This is a genomic window from Petrimonas mucosa (assembly GCF_900095795.1).
GTDB classification, from domain to species: Bacteria; Bacteroidota; Bacteroidia; order Bacteroidales; family Dysgonomonadaceae; genus Petrimonas; species Petrimonas mucosa.
This window is the reverse complement of sequence record NZ_LT608328.1, coordinates 1,991,949-2,004,643: the sequence shown is the minus strand read 5'-3', so window position 1 is coordinate 2,004,643 and position 12,695 is coordinate 1,991,949. Positions and strand designations below refer to the sequence as shown.

Sequence of the window (12,695 nt, the reverse complement as noted above, 5' to 3'; positions counted from 1 at the left end):
GGGAGTTTTACATTACTTTTAGTGCATAACAAATATCACTACTGTCCGGTTTAATTTTCCCAAAGTGGCAGAAAGGGATAATCTGACTGTAGTGAGCTGAAATAATTCGTAAACATGATTATATTTACCTCAAAAGTCTGACCGATCACAAATCGTTAAACTGATAAGTATAAATAATTTATACCTTAAAAATCTCACTTAAAAATCTCATTTAAAATTCCCAACTCAAGTTAATAGTTTTCAAAGCGGAATTTCTCTTTTTTCGAGAGATACCGTTTTATTTTCTTTTCATCTTCACTGTTTCTTGCACGTTTAACGTGTTGATTTACTTTTTATGGTGGCATTTTTATATATATTAACATTACCACTCTTCCAAGGCATGGCAATTCCTTGTCATAAACCCTTTTACGACACGAAAGATGGCGATGGACGATTAAGTGAAAATCCGTCATCCGGTCATCGTTGTCGTTATTCGCTGCTCAAAATCACGCCACCCCGCTTTTCGGTAATACTCCTTTGGCATTTTTACCGTGACCTGCCTGCCGGATTTCACCACTTTTCCCGGCACTCGGATAAACCATTCTCGGAAGGTAGAGTGCTCTTGACGCCAAACCCAAAAGTCGCCCCGGTATCGCATGAGCACCGATAAACTGTAGGCAAATGACGAAAGTTGCCAAAGAATATCGTTTACCCAAAAATCATGCGTGATGGTTTTTCCCGCACAAAGCGAGTTTTTGGTTTGCTCGATCCAATTCTCACTCTCTGATCGGGATCCATAAAGGGAATGGAGCTGCAAGGCATCCAATCCTTTCAGGTTCGAGCAATAGCAAAAGTACTCATACTCGGGTACAAATTGTTTTTCGCCAAAATAATCGACTTCAACCATTTGCTTTATGATGCGCACGGCATAAAACATGCGGGGATTCCTCCAACCGCTACATTGATGTGTAAACTGACAGGTCGCCGTCCGTGGGCCAATCGGCTGCCAAGTCTGCCCGGCAAGTAAATCTTTCAGGTTTTTCAGCTTTACTTTCACCAAATATTCATGTTTGCCCTCTTCCAGCAAATCAAACAATCCACCATTGAAAAAACCGCTGTCGGCCCTGAAAAACACCTTCTCCACCTTTTGGGGAAGAGCGGCCAAGGTTTCTTTGACAAACTCACAAACTCCGTTTGAGGTGTAAGCTGAACCCGGGCGGAGCCATGAATTGACAAGCAGTTTCATCTCCGTGACAAAACATAAGATGGGGTGATAGCTTTTCGAACCCTTCTTATGCGAGTTATAACCCACTTCAGCTCCTTGTTGGTTGCCGTAAACGGTAAATGTGCTTGAGTCGCAATCAAGTGTCAAGCGGCTTAAACCGCAACGGGAAACTTGCATGCCTGTAAAACCCAACAACAGCTCGTGAAGCGAACGGGCGCCCCTTTCACCCAAACCTGTCAAATGGCGGCGTATGGTGTCCTCGTCAATGTTCTTGGGTAACTTCAACAAGCGGGCAACCAAGGCGTTAAAGGTGAAGTTTTCAATCCGCTTCAAACGGTGAACACCGCACAACGATGCCAACAGGATACTTGAGAGTATTTGGGCTGTGCTGAAACGGCTTGCATTGTGCCGGGTGGTTGGGAAAAGATGTTCCAGCCGGCGATAAATGCCACAATGGTTGATAAAATCAGAGGTTACGCTTAACCCTGAATATGATGTTAATTGTTCTGAACTGAACTCTTTCTTTACTGAACCGGCAGTAAATGAGATTTTTTCACTATTTTTGTCTTGCATGTGTCGGGTGAATGTTTGTTTTTGTATAACACTTTAAAGATAAATACTTTACCTGACATATGCAACTTTTATTTGAGACTTTTAGGTTATATTACCTTTCACAATTTCGGGATAGTAATCGAACGACATGTATAATACTGAGAACGACGCTTTTATATGGAATGAATTTCTTGCAGGCAATGATCGTGCATATGAATTCATATACAAGAAACATGCGCAGACACTTTTTACCTATGGCCTCACTTTAACGGATCATCAAGATCTGGTGAAAGATTGTATCCAAGACATTTTTGTACATATATACGAAAACAGGAAGAATCTCGGAGCGACCAGCAATATCAGGCGATACCTGACTTCAGCGTTAAAAAATTCCATCCTAATGGCTTTCCGGAAGCAAAACTCATATAACAAGTTTAAAAATTCTATCGATGAAGATGATTGGACAGATAAGGATACAGTAATTGACAAGATAATAAGTTCCGAAGAAGAAATAGCACAAAAGGCGGTTGTCGACAATATCTGGTCGATCATCACAGCCCGACAAAAAGAGATTGTCTATTACAGATATGTGGAAGGACTTTCGTTGACCGAAATTGCAGAACGACAAAATATGGATTATCAGTCTGTTGCAAACATTATCTATCGAGCCCTGAAAAAAATAAAAAAATTTTATTCAAAAAGTGATTAAAAAAATGAGGGTCATGCATTATTATAATATAAAGCGTACATCATGGAAATCGACAAACAGAATAAAGATTACAAAGATTTTACCTTTGAAGATTTTCTTCAGGACGATTTTTTTATACAGTCCGTTTTAAACCCTACAGAAGAATCAGCACGGTTTTGGGAGAAATATCGAAAAGAAAATAAAGAATACAATAAAGCAGTCAGATGCATCCAGGATTTAAATAAGGATTTACTGGATACGGAAGATATGCATACCATATGGAATCATATTCAAGCTTCCAATCAATATCGACGGACAAAGTTGAAAAGACTTTATCTTGTCATCAGTTCAGCGGTTGCCGCAGGTATCGCTTTATTGTTTTACTTCAACTTTCAGTTAACGGAGAAAAACGACAACGAAAAAGGGATAAGGGAGTTTGCCTATAACCATATACCGGTTGTTGAAACAACTGAAACACAACTATTCGTTTCGGACAATAAAATCGTATCTTTGAAAGAAACGGAATCGGTTATACAATATGATTCGGCTTCTGTAAGGGTCTCTTCAAAAACTGCATCACAGGAAACGGTACAGCATGAAATTTCAAAAAATGAAATAGCCGATTTTAATCAACTGATTATCCCAAAGGGAAAACGATCTTTCCTGACGCTGTCGGATGGCACGCAAATATGGGTCAATTCCGGCACAAGATTAGTATATCCGTCACTGTTCGCAGACGACAAAAGGGAAATATTCGTAGATGGAGAGATCTATATTGACGTTCAACCGGATCATGACAGGCCGTTCATTGTGCAGACCGGCGATATGAATGTACGGGTTCTGGGAACCCGGTTTAATGTGCAAGCTTATCATGCAGACAGGCAAAAACGGGTAATACTACAATCGGGATCTGTTAAAATCTCTTCGGATTCATCCAAAGAAGAATTTATACTGAAACCGGCTGAGATGTATGAAGCAACCAAATCAAACGTAACGATCAAACCGGTTACCGTATACAACTATATTTCCTGGATTGATGGAATATATATCTGCGACAGCGAAAGATTAGACTTTATTCTTACCCGTCTCTCCAGATATTACGGGAAAGAAATTATTGTAGATAAACAAGCAGCAGGATTAAGATGTAAGGGAAAACTGGATTTAAAGGAGAGTTTAAATGACGTATTGAACATTCTACAATATATCGTCCCTATAGACTACACGCGAGAGAACGACATATATTCTGTAACTTTTAAACCCTGAATGCCTATGGAAAAAGTAAAAATGATTATCCGCAATAGTTCCTATTGTAAATTCTTGACTTGAAATCAGGAGCATACGTTACAGCGGCTATCAACAGTCTTTCAAACTGGTTTTCCCCGAAGTAACGCCTGTTGAATTTATAACAGAACTGGTTGAGGTAATATTGCAAGTATTCTGGTTTTATCTTGTAATACACGCCCAGGAGCTGTCGTTTGGCATTGCTGATCGCGGTATGCACCCAGGGCAGCACCTTGGAAAGATCCTGGTGTGGAATAACAGATGCCGTATGTGAATGAACATGCTCTTTCAATTTAGTGTAAGATGTTGAGTCATCGGTGGTCAGATCCGCCGTGCTTTCAACGTGCTCTTTGACATTCCTTGTAATTGTACCGGACTTCAAGTCACTGATCACTTTCATTTTCAGGTATCTAACCTTCTTGGGTTTCTTACCCGGCTTGGGGTTTTCAACCGTTTTGCTTTCAGCCATTACCAGCACTTTGGTCTTTTTTTGGCTCCCGCGGCCGCGCTTCAACGGTTTGTCCCTCTCTTCAAGGGATATTTCGGTGGAAAAGAAGGCGTCGTCCAACTCGATGGCTCCCTCGAGGGTGTACTCATCATCGCGTTTGCCCATCACGTCACGCAGTTTATTGACCATTTCCCATATGGGCTGGTAACGCTTGTGCCCCAGCTGGCGCTGCAGCTCCGCCGCGGAAAAGGAGCCCTTGGTCGCCGTGAGCAGGTGCATGGCCACGAACCAGTAACGGTAAGGCAGGTTGGAGTGCTGCATGACGGTGCCTGAACGCAAGGTTTGGCGTGCGCGACAACGCTTGCATTCATAGGCCTGCTTGTTTTCCAGCCAATAATGTTCTTTACAATTACAATGACGACAGGTTACTCCCATTTGGTCTCTTTGTTCTTTGAATTTTTTCCGACAGGATTCCTCATCGGGGTAATTTATAGCAAAATCCAGGATATTCATAGTTTGAATCTTTATATCGTTAGCGATGTAAATATAATGAATATCAGTGAATTGTGCAAGTGTTTTTGAAACTTATTTATAACTTTTTCCCGTTAAATTCTTTAGGAATAACTGCGGATAATCATTAAAGTAAATTAAAAAAAGAGTGACCTGATATTGCACTATCAGGCCACTGACAAGTAATTAACAAGTCACTTCAATAACTAATTAAGAACTTAATGCAAATGTACTACATTTATAAGAAATTACATCAAAAAAATCCATTTTTGATAAGGATGAAATTTACCTTTATTTTTCTAATTCTGGGATTAAATCTCAGCTATGCCTTGAACAGTTACTCGCAATCTACCCTCTTATCTATCCATCTTGAAGATAAAAGTATGAGAGATATATTGAATGAGATTGAGAAAAACAGTGAATTTATTTTTATTTACGAAGATGCACTGGATCTAAATAAAAAAGTATCCATCAATGCGAAGAATGAAAATATACGCATTATTCTCGATAGATTGTTTGCGTCAACCGATCTGAAATACATGATTTCGGACCGACAGATCGCGATCTCTAAAAAAGCCAAATTAGTACAATCTCCTGCTCAACGGGATATCCGTATCACCGGTACGGTATCGGACAATATGGATGACCCTTTACCCGGGGTAACCATTATGATCAAGGGTAGCACACAAGGAACTACCACGGATGTGAACGGCGAGTATTCCATTTCCGTACCGAACGACACATGTGTACTGCAATTCAGCTTTATCGGATATACAACACAGGAAATCACGGTTGGAAATAAAAGAGTTATTTCCGTAAAGTTATTGGAAGAAACGGTCGGCCTTGATGAAGTGACGGTGGTTGCCTTTGGTGTACAAAAGAAAGAAAGTGTAATCGGATCTGTTGCGACTATTAATCCATCAGAACTTAAAGTACCATCCAGTAATTTAACCACTTCCCTGGCAGGAAGGATGGCTGGTATCATTTCGTACCAGAGAAGTGGAGAACCCGGACAAGATAATGCCGATTTCTTTGTCAGGGGTATTACAACATTCGGGGAGAATAAGAACCCTTTAATATTGATTGATGGAATAGAGCTCACGAAAACAGACCTGGCAAGATTACAGCCTGACGACATTGCGAGCTTCTCTGTGATGAAAGATGCAACGGCCACAGCACTATATGGTGCAAGAGGGGCAAATGGGGTAATTTTAGTTACAACAAAGCAGGGGAAAGAGGGTCCTGCTAAAATATCGGCGCGTATCGAAAACTCAATCTCTCAGCCAACCTCCAATATAAAAATTGCCGATCCGGTAACTTATATGAGACTCCATAATGAAGCGGTTCTTACCCGTGACCCGCTGGGTGAATTACCTTATAGTGAAGAAAAAATAGAAAACACGGCAGCAGGGATGAATCCGCTTATTTATCCGGCGATCAGATGGAAAGACATGTTATTTAAGGATTATACTGCCAATCAGAGGGTAAACCTTAATGTCAGCGGAGGTGGGGGTGTTGCCCGGTATTATGTGGCTGGATCATATAGCATAGATAATGGTATTTTAAATGTAGACAAAAGGAATAATTTCAACAATAATATTAAATCGGAGATCTATACGTTGCGCAGTAATATCAATATCGACCTGACAAAAACAACGAAAATGATTGTACAGCTCAACGGTAACTTTGACGATTACTCCGGCCCTATTTATACCGGAAAGGAAATGTATAATATGGTAATGCATGCCAACCCGGTACTTTTCCCGGCTTATTACCCCGTAGATGAAGAACACAAGTATGTAAACCATATTATGTTCGGCAATTACGACCACTCATATACCAATCCGTATGCAGAAATGGTAAGAGGATACCGGGAGGAAAAAAGATCCCAAATGATGGCGCATCTGGAGTTGAAACAAGACTTGAACTTCCTGACGGAAGGTCTGTCCGTGAAAGGATTAATGAACATAACAAGAGTTTCCAAATATGATGTCCGCAGGTTTTATAATCCCTATTATTATCAAATAGGCAGTTATGACCGGGTAAGTGAAAAATACCAGTTAATACAGACGAATGATAACGGCACAGAATACTTGAACTATTCAGAAGGGAGTAAAGACATAACCAGTATCATGTACTTGGAGGGAACCATAAATTACCAACGTACTTTTAACAAAAAACATAATGTCAGCGGGCTTTTGGTCTATATGTTACGGGAGCAAAGCAAGGCAAATGCCGGAGATATCCAGTTATCACTACCCTCACGCAACGTGGGCCTGTCGGGAAGATTGACCTATTCTTACGATAACCGTTTTTTTACGGAATTTAATTTCGGATACAATGGATCGGAGAGATTCTCCAAAGAAAAACGTTTCGGGTTCTTCCCTTCAGCGGGTGCGGCATGGGTTGTTTCCAATGAAAATTTCTGGGAACCTATAAAACCGATCGTATCGAACCTGAAACTAAGATACAGCTATGGTTTGGTAGGAAACGACCAGATAGGTTCTTCAAGGGATCGTTTCTTCTATCTCTCCAATGTAAATATGAATAACAGTTACTATGGTGCAACTTTTGGCACCAATGTGGACAAGTCTTTACCGGGAATTTCCATATCACGGTATTCGAACCCGGATATTGGCTGGGAAACATCCATAAAGAGCAATTATGCGCTGGAACTTGGCTTATACGATAAGATTAACATTATCGCCGAGTATTTCACGGAATACCGCAAGAACATCTTAATGAATCGCGAGGCGATCCCCACTACAATGGGACTCACAGCTCCTATACGTGCGAATGTAGGAGAAGCGTCTGGTAAAGGAATTGATATTTCGTTAGAATACCAGCAATCATGGAATAAAGATTTCTGGACATCGGCCCGGGGAAATTTCACCTACGCTACCAGTCAATATGAAGTGTTCGAAGAACCTCAATACAATGAGCCATGGCGATCAAGAGTAGGACAATCATTGAACCAGATGTATGGTTATATTGCTGAAAGATTATTTATGGACGATATCGAGGCAGAGAACTCGCCCTATCAGGAATTCGGCTCAGTCTATGGAGGAGGAGATATAAAATATACAGATGTAAACAGAGACGGAAGGATTACAGAGGCAGATAAAGTGCCAATCGGATACCCGACTGTACCTGAAATTGTCTATGGGTTTGGAATATCGTTAGGCTATAAAGGCCTTGATTTCTCCCTCTTTTTCCAGGGATCGGCGAACGAGTCTTTCTGGATCAATGCTGCGGGCACATCCCCCTTTCAAAATCAGACACAAATATTACAGGCTTATGCCGATAGCCATTGGTCAGAAGAAAATCAGAATATGTATGCAACTTGGCCGAGACTCTCGCCGAATACTAATCTGAATAATGTGCAGACAAGCACATGGTTCATGAGAGACGGCTCTTTTCTTCGGTTGAAACAAGCTGAAATCGGATATACCATTCCCGGCAATTGGCAAAAAAAATGGCATATCGGAAATCTAAGGCTCTACCTAAGTGGAACTAATTTATTGACATGGAGCAAGTTTAAATTATGGGATGTAGAAATGGCCGGAGAAGGATTGGGATACCCAATTCAACGAGTGTTTAACGTTGGATTAAATTTTACGATCAATTAAAAGTAGAAAAAATGAAAAAATATATTGTCGACAAATGTAAAACAAAGTTTTATTTGCTTTTCACAATGCTATTCGTGACAAGCATCTCCTGTTCTGATTATCTGGACATCGTCCCAGATAATATCGCGACCATTGAGATGGCTTTCAGCATGCGATCGGAAGCGAAAAAATACCTGTATACCTGCTATTCTTATTTACCGCAAGATGGCAATCTGGCTTCTGACCCTGCTATCCTGGGAGGAGACGAAATGTGGTCTCTTATCGACCCCTCACCCGCACAATTTGGACAGGATATGTTCCGTCTGGCACAAGGTTTTCAAAACTCAAATACCCCCCTAGGAAACAGCGTTTGGGTAAATCTCTATCAAGCACTCAGGCATTGTAATATTTTTCTGGAGAATGTGGATAAGGTTCCAGATCTGCCGGATTGGGAAAAAACTCTATGGAGATCGGAGGTGCTCTTTTTAAAGGCGTATTATCATTTTTACCTTGTCCGCATGTATGGCCCCATACCTCTGATAAGAGAAAACCTGCCTATTGATGCGGGGGTGGATGAGGTTAAAGTCTACAGAGATCCCATCGACGATTGTTTTAACTATATTGAAGAACTTTTAGATGAGGCTATCCCCGGCCTCCCTTTAATCATAGAGAATCCCACATCTGATTTAGGAAGGATCACGCAACCGATCGCTGCGGCATTAAAAGCAAAAGTACTCGTTTATGCTGCAAGTCCTCTCTTTAACGGAAATTCTGATCAAACGACACTGAGAAATCCAGACGGAACACTCCTTTTTCCCGCCCAGTTTGAGATATCAAAATGGGAAAAAGCAGTTTCAGCATGCCAAGAAGCGATTGATATCTGCCATAGTGTTGGAATGAAACTATACACCTATAACCCCAGTTTTCAGCAATACCAACTAACGGATACCATTGTTACCCAGTTATCCCTTCGGAATGCATTCTGCGAAAAATGGAACAGTGAAATAATCTGGGGTAACACAAAAACCGGCAGAGGGAACATCCAACAAAATCAAAGACTGGCTTCCGCGAATCTCGATGTCCAGTATATTGACAATTATCAGATGAGGGCCCAATTACAACCCCCTCTTAAAATTGCAAGAATGTTTTACACGGAGAATGGTGTACCCATCGAAGAGGATACAGAATGGGCAAACAGAGATATTCTGAAACTAAAAGTAGCAGAAAAAGCAGATAACCTCTATATTCGCGAAGGATATACAACCGTTCAATTGCACTTTAACAGAGAACCTCGGTTCTATGCCAATCTCGGTTTTGATGGGGGAGTCTGGTACGGCCAAGGAAGATATGACGATTCACAACCGGAAGAGTTGTTTTATGTAGCATGCCGTAGAAGCGGCGCACAAGGGAAAAAAGGAAGGGAATTTGGCCCGTTTACCGGATATTATTGGAAAAAATGTGTCCATTTCCAGAATGTTCAATCATCAGAGAACGGGTACGATATCGAGTATTATCCCTGGCCGATTATTCGGCTGGCCGATCTATACCTCTTATATGCCGAAGCTATCAATGAACTGGAAGGTCCAAATGGCAGCAATCAAAACTACCTTTTTGGCTATATTGACCTGATCAGGGAGCGTGCCGGATTAGAAGGGGTAAAATACTCCTGGGATAATTTTGCCCATACAAAAAAGTACCAGACACAGGAAGGCATGAGAGAGATCATACACAGAGAACGGTTGATCGAATTGGCATTGGAAGGTCAGCGTTTCTGGGATATCCGAAGGTGGAAAGCTGTTCCGGATTATTATCAAACCCCTATCGAAGGTTGGAACATAACGGAAAGCAACCCCGATTTATTTTATAATGTAGTACCAATATTTGAACAAAAATTTTCCGTAAAAGATTATTTTTGGCCAATACGCGAAGCTTATATTGAAAATAACCGCAATCTTGTCCAGAATATCGGCTGGTAAAACAATGATAAATATAAATATCAACATAAAATGAAAACTATCAATAATAACACAACCGTACTGTTTTCTTCTATATTGTGTCTGTTTTTAGTATGGGCAGGCTGCAAAGAAGAAGGGCGCATCGATCAAATTGATGAGTCTGCGCCTGCTCCGCAACCGGTAACAGTTACCAAGGTCGAAAATATACCGGGAGGGGCCATTATCCGGTATACCCTTCCTTCCGATGAGAATTTGCTGGGTGTAAAAGCCGAGTACGAAAGAATTCCCGGCCATACGGTCAAAACGGAAGCATCATTATACACAGATTCTTTAGTTATAGAAGGGCTGGGAGACACAAAACCACACGAGGTACGACTGTATAGTGTCGGAAGAAATGGTAAAACTTCGGATGCTATTTTTATAGAGGTAACCCCTTTAGATCCTCCTATCATGATCGCTACAAAAAAAATGAGTGCCACATTCGGAGGCGTAAAGGTTGAGTTCACTAATGAAGCACGTGCCAACCTGGCGCTGGTACTGATGACCGACACACTGGACACCGGGGAGTGGATCCCATTGCAAACGTTCTATACAAAAGCCCCGGAAGGCAGTTTTTACAGGAGGGGATTGGGTAATAAAGAACAAAAGTTCGCACTATATATCCGGGACCGGTGGAATCATAAATCCGATACGTTGGTGCAGATGCTTACCCCTGTGGCTGAAGAGGAGATTCCAAAAAATCAATTTCAAAACATGAAACTGCCAGGAGACAGTTGGGAATACATTCAAAGTGCACAATATGCAATAGAAGGAATGTGGGATGGTATAACCAGTAACAGAACTGGGAACGTATATGCAGGCAGAACAACCGAACCAATGCCACAACATTTTACGATTTCACTTGGGCATACCGTTTCAATCAGCCGTTTTAAAGTGCATCACCGGCTAGGTAATGAGTATACAGAGCAAAGTCCAAGAACATTTGAATTGTGGGGTTCAGAACTTCCTCCTACGGATGGTAGCTGGGAGAACTGGTACCTGTTGGGAGAATTTGAAGCATTCAAGCCTTCCGGATATAATGAAGATGGTTCTGTAGGGACAATAACAGCTGAAGATAAAAAATATGCCCAGGAGGAAGGTATTGATTGTGAATTAATAGTAACGGATAAAGTGAAAGATCCTCACAGACCGGTGAAATATATCCGGTTCAGGACCACTTCAACCTATTCTACTTATGGAACAGATGTAACTAATGGACAAATAATCATTGCCGAAATAACTTTTTGGGGACAAATCCATGACTAATATCACAAAATTATGAAGAAATATATCTGTATTACAACCACTTATATATGTTTATTATTGTTGTTTTCCTGTGAAAAAATGGATGATAACTATAAGGAATATGTTGTTCGGGATGGTATTATCTACCCGGGAAAAGCAACTTCTCCATTCGTTGCCGCAGGGGAAAAAAGAGTGCAGGTCTCATGGTTACGCAGTGCAGACCCCAAAGTAGTCAAAGCTAAGATTTACTGGAATAACTATACTGATTCAGTAGATCTGGATATAACGCCTGAGCTGGACACTATCAGGTATCTAATTGATAATCTGGAAGAAAACACCTACACTTTCATTATAAAAACATTTGACGCCAAAGGTAACGTCTCAATACCTGTGGAAGTATCGGGAAGGGCTTATGGACCGATCTACAAAGCAGGACTATTTAACAGAAATATCGCACAGGAAAAAGTATCGGAAGATGAAGGCTGGGTAATTTCCTGGGAGATGGGGGATATTACTAGAGGGGCAGCTTTCACAGAATTATCCTTCAGAAACAGCAAAAATGAGCCCATGACAGTTATTACACCAATAGAGAATATGGCTACCATTGTTACTGATTTCAAAGAAGGAGGTGAATACCAATATAGAACCGGATATATCCCGGAAATCGGGGCAATTGACACGTTCTATACCGAATACATTAGTCGCACAATGCCTCCTCAGAAAATTAATAAAGCAGAGTGGGTAGCTACCGCTAGTTCTGATGCCCGTGATACTCAGGCGCCCAATGGAGCTCCCGATAAGGCGATAGATGATGACCCGAACACTTTCTGGCACTCACGACATAGCCCCAGTTCTCCCGGTTATCCTCATTGGATTGCCATCGATATGAAAAAGGAGATTAAAGTAGAATATGTTGAATTAACTCCAAGGGCAACATATACTAACCAGAGTTTCAACAAATTCATAATTCAAGGAAGTATGGACGGAATAAATTGGACTGATTATGGTGATTTTTACCTAGAACCAGTAGGTCTAAAAGTACAACAGTTCGTATTAGAAGAAAATCCAACGATGCAACATATAAGAATATACATGACACAGGGAGGATCGGTACATGCTCATTTAGCTGAATTCTCGGTTTATGGGTCAGTCAATTAAATTTGAT

The 12,695-nt window shown here is 41.0% G+C and carries 8 protein-coding genes; 6 read left to right on the top strand and 2 right to left on the bottom strand.

Features of this window, described 5'->3' with window-relative positions:
* Positions 1 to 448 precede the first annotated feature (448 nt).
* Entirely contained in the window at positions 449 to 1,777 is a 1,329-nt protein-coding gene (locus tag ING2E5A_RS08050; protein ID WP_071136955.1) for an IS1380 family transposase, read from the bottom strand.
* Between the two features lie 127 nt (positions 1,778 to 1,904).
* On the opposite strand from ING2E5A_RS08050, the gene ING2E5A_RS08045 reads away from it, so the two are divergent.
* Together ING2E5A_RS08045 and ING2E5A_RS08040 are read left to right on the top strand one after the other, a co-directional pair.
* A complete protein-coding gene (locus ING2E5A_RS08045) occupies positions 1,905 to 2,465 on the top strand; it encodes an RNA polymerase sigma factor (RefSeq protein ID WP_071136954.1) in 561 nt (186 codons plus the stop codon).
* A gap of 42 nt (positions 2,466 to 2,507) precedes the next feature.
* Entirely contained in the window at positions 2,508 to 3,707 is a 1,200-nt protein-coding gene (locus ING2E5A_RS08040) for a FecR family protein (RefSeq protein ID WP_071136953.1), read from the top strand.
* 25 nt (positions 3,708 to 3,732) lie between these two features.
* Here the strand turns inward: ING2E5A_RS08040 and ING2E5A_RS08035 are convergent, their stop codons facing one another.
* Positions 3,733 to 4,686 carry an IS1595 family transposase gene (locus ING2E5A_RS08035; RefSeq protein WP_071136336.1) on the bottom strand — a complete coding sequence of 318 codons (954 nt, stop codon included), beginning with the start codon at positions 4,684 to 4,686 and terminating at the stop codon, positions 3,733 to 3,735.
* Positions 4,687 to 4,910: 224 nt separating this feature from the next.
* Here ING2E5A_RS08035 and ING2E5A_RS08030 point away from each other — a divergent pair, with 224 nt between their 5' ends.
* The 4 genes from ING2E5A_RS08030 to ING2E5A_RS08015 are packed head-to-tail and all read left to right on the top strand — an operon-like array spanning position 4,911 to position 12,688.
* Positions 4,911 to 8,312: a SusC/RagA family TonB-linked outer membrane protein gene (locus ING2E5A_RS08030; RefSeq protein WP_071136952.1), complete on the top strand. Its 3,402-nt coding sequence runs from the start codon at positions 4,911 to 4,913 to the stop codon at positions 8,310 to 8,312.
* Positions 8,313 to 8,323: 11 nt separating this feature from the next.
* The gene (locus ING2E5A_RS08025; protein ID WP_071136951.1) at positions 8,324 to 10,267 is read left to right on the top strand and encodes a RagB/SusD family nutrient uptake outer membrane protein; all 1,944 of its coding nucleotides are present in this window, start codon (positions 8,324 to 8,326) and stop codon (positions 10,265 to 10,267) included.
* Positions 10,268 to 10,297: 30 nt separating this feature from the next.
* A complete protein-coding gene (locus ING2E5A_RS08020; protein ID WP_071136950.1) occupies positions 10,298 to 11,551 on the top strand; it encodes a DUF4959 domain-containing protein in 1,254 nt (417 codons plus the stop codon).
* A 12-nt stretch (positions 11,552 to 11,563) separates the two neighbouring features.
* Positions 11,564 to 12,688: a DUF4998 domain-containing protein gene (locus tag ING2E5A_RS08015; protein WP_083373261.1), complete on the top strand. Its 1,125-nt coding sequence runs from the start codon at positions 11,564 to 11,566 to the stop codon at positions 12,686 to 12,688.
* Positions 12,689 to 12,695 lie beyond the last annotated feature (7 nt).

Excerpts from the sequence above, each read along its gene's own strand:
- ING2E5A_RS08050 (WP_071136955.1), bottom strand. The coding sequence starts at position 1,777 with ATGCAAGACAAAAATAGTGAAAAAATCTCATTTACTGCCGGTTCAGTA.
- ING2E5A_RS08045 (WP_071136954.1), top strand. The coding sequence starts at position 1,905 with ATGTATAATACTGAGAACGACGCTTTTATATGGAATGAATTTCTTGCA.
- ING2E5A_RS08040 (WP_071136953.1), top strand. The coding sequence starts at position 2,508 with ATGGAAATCGACAAACAGAATAAAGATTACAAAGATTTTACCTTTGAA.
- ING2E5A_RS08035 (WP_071136336.1), bottom strand. The coding sequence starts at position 4,686 with ATGAATATCCTGGATTTTGCTATAAATTACCCCGATGAGGAATCCTGT.
- ING2E5A_RS08030 (WP_071136952.1), top strand. The coding sequence starts at position 4,911 with ATGTACTACATTTATAAGAAATTACATCAAAAAAATCCATTTTTGATA.
- ING2E5A_RS08025 (WP_071136951.1), top strand. The coding sequence starts at position 8,324 with ATGAAAAAATATATTGTCGACAAATGTAAAACAAAGTTTTATTTGCTT.
- ING2E5A_RS08020 (WP_071136950.1), top strand. The coding sequence starts at position 10,298 with ATGAAAACTATCAATAATAACACAACCGTACTGTTTTCTTCTATATTG.
- ING2E5A_RS08015 (WP_083373261.1), top strand. The coding sequence starts at position 11,564 with ATGAAGAAATATATCTGTATTACAACCACTTATATATGTTTATTATTG.